At 64.4% G+C, this 16,327-nt stretch carries 6 protein-coding genes and 1 other RNA gene; all 7 read right to left on the reverse strand.

The genetic code is table 11. From position 1 onward, the window contains the following. Positions 1-402 precede the first annotated feature (402 nt). Complete coding sequence (locus tag AC1D11_RS21455) at positions 403-2,043, reverse strand: FAD-dependent oxidoreductase (RefSeq protein ID WP_477648561.1); 1,641 nt, start codon at positions 2,041-2,043, stop codon at positions 403-405. Next, positions 2,022-3,569: a polyamine aminopropyltransferase gene (locus AC1D11_RS21460; protein WP_477648560.1), complete on the reverse strand. Its 1,548-nt coding sequence runs from the start codon at positions 3,567-3,569 to the stop codon at positions 2,022-2,024. Before AC1D11_RS21460 ends, AC1D11_RS21455 begins: the two co-directional genes overlap by 22 nt. Before the next feature lie 59 nt (positions 3,570-3,628). After that, positions 3,629-3,703, reverse strand: a non-coding RNA gene (locus AC1D11_RS21465) — sX9 sRNA. A gap of 58 nt (positions 3,704-3,761) precedes the next feature. Beyond that, positions 3,762-3,983, reverse strand: a complete 222-nt coding sequence (locus tag AC1D11_RS21470) for a DUF350 domain-containing protein (RefSeq protein WP_007871890.1) — start codon at positions 3,981-3,983, stop codon at positions 3,762-3,764. Between the two features lie 48 nt (positions 3,984-4,031). Next, positions 4,032-5,549, reverse strand: a complete 1,518-nt coding sequence (locus AC1D11_RS21475; RefSeq protein WP_477648559.1) for a DUF4178 domain-containing protein — start codon at positions 5,547-5,549, stop codon at positions 4,032-4,034. 120 nt (positions 5,550-5,669) lie between these two features. Then, positions 5,670-6,707, reverse strand: coding sequence for an SPFH domain-containing protein (locus AC1D11_RS21480; RefSeq protein ID WP_477648558.1), 1,038 nt, complete (start codon positions 6,705-6,707; stop codon positions 5,670-5,672). A gap of 64 nt (positions 6,708-6,771) precedes the next feature. Beyond that, positions 6,772-16,326, reverse strand: a complete 9,555-nt coding sequence (locus AC1D11_RS21485; protein ID WP_477648557.1) for a YDG domain-containing protein — start codon at positions 16,324-16,326, stop codon at positions 6,772-6,774. Position 16,327 lies beyond the last annotated feature (1 nt).

Genomic DNA, 16,327 nt, shown 5'->3' on the forward strand with positions numbered 1-16,327 from the left:
GAATACCGAACAGCCAACAGCCGAATGCGGGAACCCGAACACCTGAAGAAACAAGGACACGCCATGGCGTGTCCTTGTTGGTATTGGAGTTGGTATTTGTCTTCAGTCCCCGCTCCCGATTAGCCCTTCTGCCTGCGCCGAGGAGCGCAGGTTCAGGCGGATCAGGGATCGCGATTGTCTGAGCGAAGTGCAACGTAGCGAGTTCGAGCGAGACCCCGTCTGGACCGAGCACCGCAGGCTGCCCGCAGCGAAGCGGAGGGTCGCAGACAGCAGGGTCGCCTTTTCTTTTGCTTACTTTTCTTTTGGCGAAGCAAAAGAAAAGTGAGTAGCTGCCGGGCTACCCCCGGCCAGCAACACTCAGTAAAAAGCACACAGCCGGAACAAACCCAGCCAAAACAAAACTCAAACCAAACCCAACCCCATCCCCCGCCGATGCCCCTGCGTAAAAGCCTCCTCAAACACCGAATACCCCGATAAATCACCATGCGCAAAATGCAGCCGCTGCCATGACGCCTGCAAAGGCCTTTGCAGCGCCTGCAGCGCCGCACTGCTTCTGACACCAGGCACCGGCGTGCTCATCGCATGGCCATAGCGCATGACGTCGATGCGTGTGACCTTGCCGGGCAAATCAGGATGCGGCACCGACAGCTCGGCCAGCACGCTGTCGCGCCAGTGCGTCCAGGGCTTCTCGTACAAGGCTTTGCGGCCTGCCGGTTCAATGCCAAAGGCGCGGTAATAGGTGAGCACCGTGGCGTCGGGCACGGCTTGCAGGCTCTGGTGCATGGCGTCGACGTAACCCAGGCCTGCCTGCGCAGCGCTGTCTGATGCATCCCCGCCATAGATGACGTTGTCCCAACTGGGTGCGGCACCGGGCCGGTCGTGCAGCGCGGCATTGATGTGCAGGTTGGCGACCAGCCAGGGTGCGTGACGCAGCTGGCCGGCGGCTTCGCGCAATGCGGGCGGCGGGCTTTCCACCACACGCGCCGCCACAAACAGCGGCATCGCCAGGATGCACTGGTCAGCCTGCCAGCGCTCGACGGTCTGGGTGGCCGCATTGAAGGCATCGACCTCTACACCATGCCGGCCCGCAGCCACGCGAACCACGATCCGGCCGGCGTACAGGCGTTCACCGAGTGGTGCGGCCAATTGGCGGGTGAGCCAGCCATTGCCCTCGGGCCAGGTGAGAACACCCGCTTCGCGCTCCGCAGAAGCTGCGTCGCCGGGCGCCTGAAAGCCATGCCGACTGGCGAAGTAATGGATGCCTGCCCAGGCCGATACCGTATCAAGACCCGCACCGTAATCGTCGCGGCAGCAATAGTCGAGGTACCAGCGCAGTGGCGTGCTGGTGAGCTGCTGCTGGTCCAGCCATGCCTTGAACGTCACGGCATCCAGCGCGCGGTGTTGCGGTGCCAGGGGCACTCCGGCAACAGGAATCGGGAATGCGGCCGCAGACGAGGCCTGCTGCACCAGCACCGCAAAGCGCCGGTACTCGGCCAGCACGGCAGCATCCACATCATGCAGGGGCAGCAGCCCTTCCTGCCACTGGCCATTGATGAACAGCCGCTCCTGCGGGCTGTGGCACAGGTGGCGTTCGTCATACATCCAGCGGCCGGCCACGCTCCGGCGCAGTGAAAGTTCTTCGAGCAAATCCTGCACATCACGCGCAGCATCCCCGGGCACCGGCAGGTAATGCGCACCCAGCGGGCAAGGCACGCCATTGACCACGCCCGCGCGGCTGTTGCCGCCGGCCTGGTCTTCCAGCTCCAGCAAGGTGAAGTCCTGCATGCCGCGCAGGCGCAGCGCACGCGCAGCCGCCAGGCCGGCGACACCGCCACCGGCAATCAGTACGCGGGTGCGCCGGGTGACGGAAGGGGCCGGCCAGGCACGCGCCCTGCCGGCTTCGTCAGGCCGAAGCAGATGCCCGCGCTCATGGTTCGCGCCCACAAAACCGCCTTCGACGTGCGTGGCCTCCTTGCAGCCCAGCAGAGGGAGTGCAGAGGCGGCCAGGAAATCCCGGCGCTTCAATGCAGCACCTTGCCCCATTCCTGCTCGTAGCTGTGCACCAGTTCCTGGTTGGAAAGCCGGTTGACAGGCGCCGGCACGCGTGCCATGTCCACAGGGAAATCAAACAGCAAGGGCAGGGTCTGCGGGTCCAGAAAACGCAGGCCGGCGGGCAGGGCGCCGCTTTGCGTTGTGGGGCTGAAAGGCCGCCGGCTGGCGACCACAAAACCCCATTCGCCAAAACTGGGCACATTGGCGTGATAGGGGGCGGCCTTGAGCCCGACGGATTCCAGCGTGCTCACCACCGTCCAGTAACTGCGCCGCGCCACCAGGGGAGACGTGGTCTGGATGACCGCATAACCGCTGGCCGAAAGGTGCTGGTCGAGCAGCGCGTAAAACGAGTTGGTGTAGAGCTTGCCGATGGAAAAATTGGTCGGATCGGGGAAGTCCACGATGATGATGTCGAACATGCCGGCGTTTTTGTCCAGCCACTGGAAGGCGTCGGCATTCACGATGTGCACCTTGGGCGACAGCAGCGCGTCGCCGTTCAGGCGCTTCAAGGCGGGCTGCTGGCTAAAGAGCTGCGTCATGGCCGGGTCCAGCTCTACCAGCGTGACGCTTTCCACACTGGGGTATTTAAGGACTTCGCGCACCGCCATGCCGTCGCCGCCGCCCAATACCGCGATGTTTTTTGGCGCGCCGTGCGCGCTCATCACGGGATGCACCAGCGCTTCGTGATAACGGTATTCGTCGCGCTCGGCGAACTGCAGGTTACCGTTGAGGAACAGGCGGTGGCCCCCGCGGCCGTTCGTGACCACGATGCGCTGGTAGGGCGTGGTGGCGGTGAAAATCACACGGTCCTGGTAGAAATGGTCTTCGGCCAGTGTGGTGATCTGGTTCGCACCCACAAAGCCGGCACCCAGCACGCACAAGACCCCCAGGCAAGCCAGGGCATGCGACTTGACGTGCCGCAGCTCATGGCGGAACAGCCACAGCGCCCACACCGCGACAGCCGCGTTCATGAGGCCGAACAGCAGGCCGGTGCGTATCAGGCCCAGATGCGGTACCAGCACCAGCGGAAATGCCAGCGACACGGCCAGCGCACCCAGGTAGTCGAAGGTGAGCACCTGCGAGACCAGCTCCTTGAGCTTGACGTTGCGCCGCAGGATACGCATGACCAACGGAATCTCCAGCCCCACCAGCGTGCCCACCAGCAGCACCATGGCGTACAGCAGGAAACGGAAAGCGCCGGGCACATAGGCATTCGCCAGAAACAGCGTGGCCGGCAGCGCACCGCCCACCAGCGCCACCATCAATTCAATGCGCAAAAAATGGGCCGGCAGCTGCCGCTCGAAAAACCGCGACAGCCACGATCCGATGCCCATGGCGAACAGGTAGCTTCCGATGATGGTGGAGAACTGCAGCACTGAATCGCCCAGCAGATAAGACGCCAGGGCACCCGCAGCCAGCTCATAAACCAACCCGCACGCCGCAACCACAAAGACGCTGGCCAGCAGCGCGACCTCGAGAGGGCGCGGTGTGGTGGGCGGGGAGGATTCAGTGTTCAAAACAGACAAGGTGGTAGCAGGACGTAAGTGAGGCGATGCGCAGCGAGCCGATCAACGACGGCGCCCAGGGCGTAGCGAGCGGGCCGCGGGCAAGGCGGACGGAGCGGACGAACCGGAACGTACTTGAAGTACGTGAGGATTCGGAGCACCGGACCAACGCCGCCCCCGGTCCGCGCAGTAGCCCCGAAAGAACTAGCCGTGGATGGCGGCGGCTACTATTACGCAGATGCCCAACGCCATGGCCGCAACCACCAGCGCCAGCGCCACGTTCTGCTTCTCGACAATCTCCAGCCACAGGTCGTACGGCGTCATTTTGTCAATGATGACAAAGCTCAGCCAGAAGATGATCACGCCGATCAGCGCGAACAAAATCGAGCCGAGGAAAGCGGCGGGTTTAAGCCATTCAAGTCCCATGATGTTCTCCAGAAAAAATCTGCCAGGTTGAATAGAAAGGGGCCGGCTTCATTTATGGCCACCCCCGCCGGAAAAACCGCCGAACGAGCCGCCTGAACTGCGCGAGCTGCTGGACGAAGAACAGTTCTCGACATTCGGATCGCAGCGCGAACAGCGTGTGACCAGCAAAAGAACCAGCAGGATCAGCAGCACCACCACCACGATGGTGCCGCAACCCATGCCCGACGCGCTGCTCAGGGGTTTGGCGTCCGTGCGCTTGAAGAGGTCTTTTTTGCCTTCAAGCTTGAAAGCCCTGGCGATCAGTTCGCCGTCCTGCTTGCTGCCGCTGGACCAGGTGATTTCTTTCGGCGCCTCTTCCTGGGACAGCAGCGCGCTGCCGCTGGCGAAATCGCGGTTAAAGGTTTTTTGCCCGCGCTGAACCTGCCAGTAGAACTCGCCGGCAGCATACGTCGTCTCGGCGCGGTAGCTGCTTTGCAGGCGGTAGGTGGTCTTGAGGTAGGTGGCGCTGTCGTCACCCGTCTTGAAGGTGGGCGCGCCGGTCAGGGGCTTGACCAGGCTCCAGCCGTCGGTGGCGTCCACCAGAAAGATAAAGCCGCGCTTGCGGTTGTAGAGCAGGTATTCGACCCAGCCAAAGTGCTCGTCCGGGTCGTCAGGCTCGTACCCCATGCGGTGCTGGAACCCGACGACCTGCCATTGCGTGCCCAGCAACTGGCCCGCGCTTCCGAGTGCGATCAGCGGAGCAACCGGTTCGTCCTGGATCGCATGCTGAAGCGCCGCGCCGGTGCCCTGGCTCAGGTCGATGAGGCTGTTGCAGGAACTGCAGGTGATGCTTTTGCTGGCAGCCAGCGTGACCGCCACCGTCGCTCCGCAGTTGGGGCAGCTGAACTGCCTGCCGCTTTCTTCCTTGGCAGACTCGTCCTTCAGGCCAACCAGCTTCAACTCGTCAAGCAGCACCGAACGGCCCAGCGACAGCACCGGCGCGCCGCCACCGGATGCCGTGCCGTAGTCCACACTGAGCACATCGCCATCCGTGCTGCGCAATTCGACCACGGCAAAGGGCATGCCCAGTGCCGGCAGGCGCGGCAGCTCGCCCTGTGCCGACAGCAGCACAACGCTCTCGTTGGAGGCCACGCTGAATGGCTTGGCATTGATCGCTGTAGTGGCGCCGATGCGAAAGTTTTCTGCAGGCGGTACGGCGCGCTGCAGGCTGGTGGGCCGGCTGAACACATAAGCGCCGTTGTCCTCGCTCAGGAAGGCCGCGCTGCCATCGTCCAGGATGGCATACCACTCGGTCCAGGTGCCCTGGGCGTACTTGTATTGCAGCCGGCCGACCAGCGTGAAATTGCGGCCCTGCCAGACCCCGGAGGCCTGCAGTTGCAACGGGCTGAAGTCGTTGAACAGTTCGGCCATCTTGCCGATGCGCGAGAGCGTGTCGCCGTCGCGCACGACAGTGCTCTGGCAATAGCCGCACACCGCATGGGTGGACTGCGCGCTGCGGAATTCAACAGGCGCACCGCAGCCGGGACACGGCGCGCGGTACGCGCGTTGCGAGTTGATTTCAGTCACAGCGGCAGCAGGTCAGCGCCAGTCAGAGGGCCCGCGCAGCGAAGGGCCGCCCCGAGCAAGCGACGGCCCCCTCGGGGGGCAGCGACCCACACGAAGTGGGGGAGCGTGGGGGCCACATTCTCAGACCAGTTTCTTGAGCAGCTCGGCCTTCTTGGCGTCGAACTCTTCCTGTGTGAGGATGCCCTTGGCCTTGAGTTCTCCCAGCTTCTCGAGCGTGGCCATGACATCGTCCGGCTTGACCGCCGCGGCGGCGGCGGCCGAAGCCGCCTGGGCTGTGCCACCCTGCAGGCCCTGCTGCAGGTTTTGCGCCAGCACCTGGCCCAGCGCCACACCGGCACCCAGGCCCATGGCGTCACCGGCAATACCGCTGCCGCCCCCGCCGCCTTCAGCGAACTTGGGGATGGCCTGCGCCGTCTGGTACTGCATGAACTTGCCCATGTCGTTGCCGACCATGCCCATGCCGATTTTCTGGTCGAGGATTTTTTGCAGCTCTTCGGGCAGCGAGAGGTTCTGCACCGTCATGCCCTCGAGCTTCAGGCCTATCTTGGCAAATTCGGGCACGAGCTGTGCCGCCAGCGCCTGCGCAAACACGAGCTGGTTTGCAGCCAGGTCGAGGAAGGCAATGTCGCTGGCTGCAATGGCGGCGGAAATGTTCTGCAGCACCAGGCCGCGCAGCTGCCCGTCAAGGTCGGCCGTGGTGTAGCGGTCGCGCGTGCCTGAAATTTCGGTGTGAAAAAGCTTGGGGTCAGCAACACGGAAGTTGTAGTTGCCAAAAGCGCGCAGCCGGACAGCACCGAAGTCCTTGTCGCGAATGGTGATGGGCTGGGGTGTACCCCACTTCTGGTCGATCTGCTGGCGGGTGCTGAAGAAGTAGACGTCGCTCTTGAAGGGAGACTCGAACAGCTTGTCCCAGTTCTTGAGGTAGGTCAGCACCGGAATGGTCTGCGTCGTCAGCTTGTACATGCCGGGACCGAACACATCAGCAATCTTGCCCTCGTTGACGAAGACCGCCATTTGCGATTCGCGCACGGTGAGCGAGGCGCCGTACTGGATCTCCATGTCGGCCATCGGAAAACGCCAGGCCAGTGTGCCGTCGTCGTCCTCGGTCCACTGGATGATGTCAATGAACTGTTTCTTGATGAAATCCATTAAGGCCATAGCGCGCTCCCTTGAGTGGTTGTCGGCCACATGATACCCGCCGATAACGACGTTTTTGCGTTATTTACTGGCCCTGACCGCCTCCAGTGCAGTTCAGCCCACGGCCCTGCTCCGCGCAGTCCTGCAGTACCAGCCCGGCACTGCGCGGATCAGGGAACCCTGCCAGGCGGAAAGTCGGCACATCGGCCGCAACGCCGCCTTGGGCATCCTTGACACCAGCGGCGCGCAGGGACTGCTGACGGCGCTCATCGCCTTCCAGGACTGGCAGCGCCGTACCGTTCACAATGCGCGCGTCACCGGTACGCTCCGCGGTATTGGCCGGCGCCGGCGTGATATTGGCTGTCGTGGCGGCCGTCGCATTCTGCAAGGTGTAATTGCCGGCGTCGGCCCCTGACAGGGTGATGCCGGTAATGCTGACAGGCCTGCCATTGCCGACGGCAGGCGAATCAAAGTTGCCGGTGGCCGCACCCACGGTGAGAACGTCCGCGCCTATCCGGCCGGTAAATGCCGCACCGCCCGTTGCCAGCGTGGCCGATGTGGTGCCGTCCTGCACCTTGTTCGCGGCGGTGATGCCGCTGACATTCGCAATCGAAGCCGGCGTGATACTGGCCGTGGTGGCGGCCGTGCTGTTGACGCTGTAGTTGACAGCATCGGTGCCGGTGATGGCAATGCCGCCGACGTTGACGGTTTTACCCACGCCCGCATTCTTGTCGACAAAGCTGGCCGAGGTGTTGCTGGCCGCGAGTACATCGCCGGCAACCCGGTTGTCGGCCAGTGTCACGGTTGCGGCAGTGCCGCCGTCGTACACCTTGTTTTGGGCCGCGGCACCCACCGTCAAGGCGCGTTGCGTGATGTTGGCGGTGGTGGCGGCCGTGGTGTTGAACGTGTAGTTTCCGGCGTCGGTGCCGGTGACGGCTATGCCGCTGACGTTCACCGCCTTGCCGGTACCCACATTCTTGTCGCCAAAGCTGGCAGCCGTGTTGGTTGTGGCGAGCACGTCGCCGGCAACACGGTTGTCGGCAAGCGTCACGGTGGCGGCGGTTCCGCCGTCATAGACACGGTTTTGGCCTGTGGCGCTGACCGTGAGGGCTCGCTGCGTGATGTCGGCCGTGGTGGCGGCCGTGGTGTTGTACGTGTAGTTCCCGGCGTCGGTGCCGGTGACGGCTATGCCGCTGACGTTCACCGCCTTGCCGGTACCCACATTCTTGTCGCCAAAGCTGGCAGCCGTGTTGGTGGCCGTGAGCACATCGCCGGCGATCCGGTTGTCGGCAAGCGTTACGGTGGCAACGGTTCCACCGTCATACACACGGTTCTGGCCGGTGGCGCCGACCGTGAGCGCGCGCTGCGTGATGTTGGCAGTGGTGGCTGCCGTGGTGTTGGCGCTGTAGTTGCCCGCATCGGCGCCGGTGAGGGCAATGCCGCTGACGTTCACGGTCTTGCCGGTGCCGACGTTCTTGTCGATAAAGCTCGCGGTGGTATTCGTGGCGGTCAGCACATCGCCGCTGAGGCGGTTGTCGGTCAGCGTGACGGTGGCAGCAACGCCGCCGTCATAGACACGGTTCTGGCCGGTGGCGCCGACCGTCAACGCGCGCTGCGTGATGGTCAGCGCGCCATTGGTCAAGGCCAGGGTGTAGTTTTCGCTGTTGGTGCCCACGCCGGCAGTGATGGCCACCGGTCCGGCCGCCACGGCCGTCCGGTCAACGGCTGTGGTGGTGTAGTTCACACCCAGGCCGGCGATCGTGTCACCGTCGATCAGCCCGCTTACCACCCCGGTCAGCAGGGGATTGGTGTCGCCATACACCTTGGTCTTGTTGTCGGCCGTGACCGTCAAGGTCGGCGCGACGCGGTAGAGGAAAGTATTTGCGCTGCCGGCCGGGACATAGCTGGCGTCGCTGTTGTAGCGCTTGCTGTAGCCGGCAACGCCCTCAAGCGTGGTGCCGGGGTCGCCGCTGTAGACCAGGTAGCGGCCGGATGCGGCCACGATGCCGCCCGCGCCCACATTGTTGACGAGCTGGCCGCCCGTGCTGACGCCGGCCGCATTGGCGCTGCCGGCCTTGAGGATCACGGCGTCGCCGGTGGCGGAAGAATTCACGGCATTGTTCAACGTGAGATTTGACGTCGCGCCGGTGGTTTCTATTTTGACCGCGCCGGTGGCCGTTACGCCTGCTGTCGCGCCGACCGTGCCCACAACCAGTGCGCCGGCCTGCCTGTAGTCCACGCTGCCGGTGCTGGCGGCGAGCGTGGTGACGGCATTGCCCGAATGGCCCAGCGTGTAGGCACCCCCCACGCCCGTCAACGCAAGCCCTGACGCCGTGATGGCTGCGGTCTGGCTGACCGCACCAGTCGCAGTCAGGCTAAGCGTGCCGGTGCCGACGTTCGATCCCAAGCCGCCTACACCCAGGTTGATGGCACCAGTGCTTCGCACGAAAGCATTGGCATTGCCGGTGGTGTTGACGCTCAGATTGGTGGCCGCCACATCGATGCCATTGCCGGCGTTGGCGCCGATCTGACCGTTGGCGTTGAGGGTGACGTTCTGCGCGGTGATGGTTTGCACGCCCACATCGTTGATGGAACCGGCATTGAGCGTAAGCGTCTTTAAGGCCAGGTTGACCGGGCCGCCAATGGTCATGGCACCGGTGCTGGCGGCATCGCCGATGACGATGGGGCCGGTGGCACCGGTGGCAATGGCGGTGAGCTCTGCAGCGGTGAGGTCAAACCCGGCCGCGCCTGACAGCGACATGGTGCGACTCGCAGTTTTGGCTTTGAGTGTCAGCACGCCGCTGGTGGTCAAGGCGTTGTTACCGGTATTCGCGGTGATGTTGACGGTATCTGCCGTGATGCTGATGGGGCCGCTGCCGGCCGTCACATCGAAGTTGTTCTGGGTGTAGGCGCCCGTGCCGGTGTCGATGGAGACAGCGCTATTGGTGGTGTTGAGGGCGCCTGCCACCGTCACGGCGTTGTTGTCGTTATTGAGCGTGAAGCCGCCCGCCGCCGTGATGGCGTTGAGGATGACGATGCTGTTGGCCTGGGTGCCTAGGTTCAGCGAACCGGCGCCCGTACCGGCCACCGTCAGTGAAGCAGCCGCTATAGCTCCCGATTGCGTGATGTTGCCGTTGGACTGCAGGCTCAGCGCGCCCGTGGTGTTGATCGCTGCAACATCAAAGCCGGTGGCGTCCCGGTAGGAGATCGCACCATTCGCGTTCGCGGTATCGGTGAGGTTACGAGCGCGCAAATCGACCGTGTTCACTTGGTTGGCGGCATTGCTGAGCGTGATGTTCGCCGTACCCGCGGACAGCGTCTTAGCGATCAATGTGGGTGTGGTGATCGCGCCCGTCTGGGTGATGGCACCGCCGGCCGCCAAAGTCAGGCTGGTGGCCGCGGTGGCCGCACCCAGTTGCAGCGCGTTGGCATCCTTGATGCTGACGTTGTTGCCCGAGACAAGGGTCAAGGCGCCGGTGAAGTCGTTGGCCGCGTTGTCCAGCGTCACGTTGTTGGCTGCGCCGGCAGTGATGCTGGTCGTGCCGCCCGCGACGACGGCGCCGGTCTGCGTGACAGCGCCGGCAGCCACGAGCGCGAGGCTGCCTGTTGCAGCGGCGCCGCCGCCCGCGTTGATGCCGCCAATCACCACTGCATTGGCATCGGTGTAGGCGATGGCCGCCGCCGTGCGATCCGCGTCCGCCGCATTACGGGTTTGCAAAACGATGCTGGCTGCATCATTTCCAGCGTTGGTCAGGGTAATGGCCGCTGGCGTGTTGTTGAGTGTCTTGGCCGACAGCACGTCCGCCTTGATCGCACCGGTTTGCGCGATGGCGCCTCCGGCCACGAGCGTGACGTTCCCCCCAGCGCCGGTGCCGTTGTTGATGCCGGAAATGCTCACGCCATTGATGTCCGTGTACTGGATGGCTGCGGCACTATTGGCGCTACCGGCGGCATCCCGTACCTGCAGGTTGAGGGTGGCGGCGTTGTTGGCGGTGTGGTTGAGCGTGATGGCCGCGCCGGCATTGTTGCGGGTCGTTGCGGTCAAGGTACTGGCCATGATGGCACCGGTCTGCGTGATGGCGTCACCCGCCACCAGCGTCACCGCGCCTGCTGTGCCGCCCGTGCCGCTGTTGATGCCGGCTACCGAAACAGCATTGGTGTCGGTGTAGAGGATCGCGGCGTTCGCGTTCGCCGTCCCAGGCGCTGCGACCGTGCCAGTTGCAACTTGCAGATTGACGGTGGCGGCATCGTTGCCGGCGTTGGTCAAGGTGATGGCTGAGCCCGCTGCGCTATAAGTCGCCACATTCAGAGAAGGAACCACCAACGCGCCAGTCTGGGTGACAGCGCCCCCGGCTTTCACGGTAAGGCTGGAGGCTACCGTCGATGCCTCCAGCACAATGCCGCTGGCGTCGCTGAGCGCAACGTTGTTGCCGCTGGCCACAGCAACGGCGGCGAAATTGTTGGTCGCGGTGGTCAGCGTGATGTCGTTGGCCGCCCCTGCTGCCAGCGTCATGGCACCGGTCACCGTCACTGCGCCGGTCTGGGTGATCGTACCGGAAGTGTTGATGCCCAGCGTGCCCGAAACGGTGGAGGCGCCCAGCGCCAGCGCGTTAGCGTCTACAAGGGCGACGTTCAGCCCAGAGGTCACCGACACCGCGCCGGCAAAGTCGTTGCCCGTGTTGTTCAGGGTGATGCTGTTGGCCGCGCCTGCTGCGAGGGTGGTCGCACCGGCCACGGTGACGGCACCGCTTTGGGTCAATGCGCCATTTGTGGTGACGACCAGGGTTCCGCCCACCGTTGAGCTGCCCAATGCCAGGGCATTGGTGTCGCGCAGCGAGACGTTGTTGCCGGAGACGACCGAAACCGCGCCTGTGAAGTTGTTGGTTGCCGTGTTCAGCGTGATGTCGTTGGCCACGCCCGCAGCAAGTGTGGTGGCGCCTGCCACGGCCAATGTGCCGGTTTGCGTGATGGCGCCGGAAGTGCTGACACCCAGCGTGCCGGACACCGTCGATGCGCCCAGCACCAGTGCGTTGGCGTCGGCCAGACTGACGTTCAGCCCCGAGGTCACGGCCACAGCACCGGTGAAATCATTGCCCGCATTGTTCAGCGTGATGCTGTTGAGCGCGCCGGCCGTGAGGGTGGTGGCGCCGCCCACACCAAGCGCGCCGTTTTGAGTCAAGGCGCCGTTCGTGGTAACGACAAGGTTACCGCCCACCGTCGAGCCGCCCAATGCCAGGCTATTGGTGTCGCGCAACGAAACGTTGTTACCGGAAACGATAGACACGGTGCCCGCGAAGTCGTTGGTCGTGGTGACCAGCGTGATGTTGTTGGCCGCACCCGCGGCCAGCGTGGCAGCGCCCGTAACCGCGAGTGTGCCGGTCTGCGTGATGGCGCCGGAACTGTTCAGGTTCAGCGTGCCGGAAACCGTCGAGGCGCCCAGCGTCAGCGCGTTAGCGTCGGTCAGCGCGACGTTCAGCCCTGAGGTCACGGAGACGGTACCGGTGAAGTCGTTACCCGCGTTGTCCAGCGTGATGTTGTTGGCCGCGCCCGCAGCGAAGGTGGTGTTGCCGCTTGCGATGATGGCGCCGGTCTGCGTGACGGCGCCGGTGGCCATAAGCGCGAGGCTGCCTGTTGCCGCACTGCCACTGCCCGCGTTGATGCCGCCGATCACCACTGCATTGGCATCGGTGTAGGCGATGGCCGCGGCGGTGCGGTCGGTATCTGCCGCATTTCGCGTTTGCAAGACGATGCTGGCCGCATCATTTCCGGTGTTGGTCAGCGTGATGGCTGCCGGTGTGTTGTTCAGCGTTTTGGCGGACAGCACGCCCGCCTTGATTGCGCCGGTCTGCGTGATGGCGCCGCCAGCCACCAGCGTGACGTCGCCGCCTGCGCCTGTGCCGGTGTTGTTGATGCCCGAAGTGCCGAATCCATTGGCATCTGTGTACTGGATAGCCGCGCCCGCGTTGGCCGCACCAACGGCCGCCACCGTACCGGTACGCGATTGCAGGTTGACAGTGGTCACGTCATTGCCGGCATGGGTCAACGTGATAGTGGCACCGGCGGCATTGGCCGTGCTTGCAGTCAGAGTACTGGCCTTGATGGCGCCGGTCTGTGTGATGGCGTCGCCGGCCAGCAGCGTCACCGCGCCTGCTGTACCGCCCGTGCCGCTGTTGATACCGGCTATCGAAACAGCATTGGTGTCGGTGTAAAGAATCGCGGCGTTCGCGTTCGCCGTCCCAGGCGCTGCGATCGTGCCAGTTGCAACTTGCAGATTGACGGTGGCGGCATCGTTGCCGGCGTTAGTCAAAGTGATGGCCGAGCCAGCCGTGCTGTAAGTCGACACGTTCAGCGCGGGTGCAACCAGTGCGCCCGTCTGGGTGACAGCGCCCCCGGCTTTCACGGTAAGACTGGAGGCTACCGTCGATGTGCCCAAGGCGATTCCGTTGCTGTCGCTGAGCGAGACATTGTTTCCGCTGGTCACGGCCACGTTGGCAAAGTTGTTGGTCGCCGTGGTCAGTGTGATGTCGTTGGCAGCGCCCGCAAACAGCGTGGCGACGCCGCCTACAGTCAATGCACCGCTTTGCGTGATGGCGCCACTGGTGTTCACGCCCAGTGTCCCGGTCACAGCCGATGTGCCCAGCACCAGTGCATTGGCATCGGTCAGGCTGACGCTGGATGCCGATGCCACTGAAACAGCGCCCATGAAGTCATTGCCTGCGTTGGTCAACGTGATGCTGTTCGTACCAGCCGTGAGGGTGGTTGCACCGCTCACGGTGAGAGCGCCGGTCTGCGTCAAGGCGCCGTTGGTGACGACAGTCAAGGCTCCACTGACGCCGGAAGCGCCCAGCGCAAGCGCATTGGCGTCGCGCAGCGAGACATTGTTGCCAGAGGCGACCGACACGGCGCCGATGAAGTTGTTGGTTGCCGTGGCCAGTGTGATGTTGTTGGCCGCGCCGGCCGCCAGCGTGGTGGCGCCTGTGACGGTCAAGGCGCCGCTCTGCGTGATGGCGCCTGAAGTGCTGACACCCAGCGTGCCAGAAACTGTCGAGGCTCCCAGCGTCAGCGCGTTGGCATCGACCAGGCTGGCGTTCAGCCCCGAGGTCACAGCCACAGCGCCGGTGAAGTCATTGCCGGCGTTGTTTAGCGTGATGTTGTTGGCCGCGCCAGCCACCAGGGTGGTGGCACCGGTCACGGCGAGTGCGCCGCTCTGAGTTAGGGCGCCGTTCGTGGTTACACCCAAGGTGCCGCTGACCGTGGAAGCGCCCAAGTCCAGGGCATTGGCATCGCGCAGCGAGATGTTGTTGCCAGAGACGACCGACACGGTGCCGGTGAAGTTGTTGGTGGCCGTGTTCAGCGTGATGTTGTTGGCGGTGCCGGCCGCCAGCGTGGTGGTGCCAGTCACGAGCAGCGTGCCAGTCTGCGTGATGGCACCGGCGGCATTGACGCCCAGCGTGCCCGAGACGTTGGACGCGCCCAGCGCCAACGCGTTGGCGTCGGTCAGCACGACATTGCGGCCGCTGACGGTCGAAACCGCTCCCGCGAAATTGTTGGCTGCGTTGTCCAGAGTGATGTCGTTAGCGGCTCCTGCCGTAAGCGTAGTGGCACCGGTCACGTTCAGTGCGCCGCTTTGCGTCAAGGCGCCGGCAGTGACGACAGTCAAGGTTCCGCTGACGTTGGAAGCACCCAGCGCCAGCGCATTGGCATCACGCAGCGAAACAAGGTTTCCTGAAACGACCGACAGCCCGCCCTGGAAATCATTGGTGGTCGAAGCCAGCGTGACGTTGTTGGCCGCGCCTGCCGTGACGGAAGTAGCCCCTTTGATTACAAGCGCGCCGGAGGTCTGCGACACGGCGCCAGTTCCGGTAATGCTCAGGTTGCCAGTGCCTGTGCCGCCCGTCGTCGTAATATTGCGAAGCGCCTTGGTAGTGCCCGCGATGGCGACGTCGCCGCCAAAAGTAGACAGCGACCCCGCAGCGCCGAACGTGGTGGTGCCCACGGCGTTCAGGTTGGTCGACAACGATGCGGCCGACGAAGTGATGGCCGCGTTGATCGCGATGTTCCCGTCGGCATTGAGCGTCAATGAACGGTCGGCGCCACCGGTATAGGCAATGGCGTTGTTTACCGTGATGTTGCCCGCGCCGCCTGTGCCCGGCGAGGTGTTGACAATCACATTGGCACCTGCAAGCTGGCCGAGCAGAGTGGTGACGTTCAGGATGGCTGCGCCAGCGCCGTTCTCGAATGTCGGGCCCGCACCCAGCCCGCCAGAGTTGGCCCCCGTCGAGATCGTGATGTTGGAGGGATCCAGCAGCAGCGTGCCGGTGCTTCCATTGGCGGCAGTCAGGTCGGTAAAGCCGCGGTAGTCGAGGTATTGCTTGCCCGACACTTCGGCCAGGCCGCCGTTGCCCGACTCGCTGCCGGCATGGGCGGTAATGTTGCCGCCGAACCGGGTGGTGTCGTCGGCCCACACCACCACCTTGCCACCGTCGCCGCTGCGGTGGGCGCTCGCGTCAATCCGTACCTGCTCGCCCACAAAAGTGGCTGTCGCATTTTGCTCAGGGCCCCGGCCCTGGTAATTGCCGCCGACCAGGACCGTGCCTCCGCCCGCCTCTCCCGAAACGTCGATGAGGGCGTTGCCTGCCAGGCCCACCTTGTCGCCCAGCACCTTGACGGTGCCACCGGTTTGTCCGTGTTCAACACCTGCGGCACTCAGCTCGCCGGTCACATGAACCACACCAGTGCCACCGCCGCTCAGCACAATCGTGCCGTTGCGCTCCACCGCCGAGTTGGCACGTATCACGCCGGACTGGTTGATGACGGTAGCCAACGCGTCGCCCATGGCGCTGGCCAGCACGGCGACCTGGCCGCCCGTGGCCGTGATACTGCCGCTGTTGGTGATCGCGGCCTGCGCAGCCGCGGCGTCCACCGAGAAGCGCACCAGGCCTGTGCCCGAAGTGTCGACCGACACGCGGGAGCCTGCCAGCAGGCCAACCGAGCCAGCGTCTGCGCTGATGGCGCCGGTATTGCTGACCTGGGGCGCGGCCAGCAGCACGTAGCCGCCGCGCGCGACGTTGATGCTGCCGTGGTTGTCCACCGGGCCAGAGCCGCTGCCGCTGAAGCTGTAGCGGCCAGCCATGAAGTCGCCGTTGCCGATGTCGAGACTGGAGGCGACGAGCCCACCCACATTGACCTGCGCCCCCGGGGCGAACATCACGCCGGACGGATTGATCAGGAAGACCTGGCCGTTGGCGCTCAGTGAGCCGAAGATGGACGAGGCGCCGTTACCGATGACGCGGTTCAGCGCGACGGACGAAGCGCCGGGCTGCACGAACTGCATCGATTGGCCCACGCCGATGTTGAAGCTTTGCCAGTTCAGCACCGCCTTGTCGCTGGTCTGGTTGACCACCATGGCGTTGGCCGACGGCGTGCTGACGCTGGCCTGGCCTGCCACCACCTGCGCGCCTTCAGGCAAGGCGGCGGCCCAGGGCGAGACAGCCGCCAGCAGTGTCGCAAGCAGGCGCGACAGCCTGCGGTCGCTGCGGATGCGGTAGGTGGCTGAGAGCTTGCGCGACAGGCGGACCACCACCGTGCGCACAGACCAGGGGCGATAGGCGGCGCGGGCGGAAGAAGTTGGGGCGGTCATG

This window comes from Polaromonas sp. P1_E11, from assembly GCF_056405995.1.

Coding starts and splice junctions, on each gene's coding strand:
- AC1D11_RS21470 (WP_007871890.1), bottom strand. CDS start 3,983: ATGGGACTTGAATGGCTTAAACCCGCCGCTTTCCTCGGCTCGATTTTG.
- AC1D11_RS21455 (WP_477648561.1), bottom strand. CDS start 2,043: ATGGGGCAAGGTGCTGCATTGAAGCGCCGGGATTTCCTGGCCGCCTCT.
- AC1D11_RS21485 (WP_477648557.1), bottom strand. CDS start 16,326: ATGACCGCCCCAACTTCTTCCGCCCGCGCCGCCTATCGCCCCTGGTCT.
- AC1D11_RS21480 (WP_477648558.1), bottom strand. CDS start 6,707: ATGGCCTTAATGGATTTCATCAAGAAACAGTTCATTGACATCATCCAG.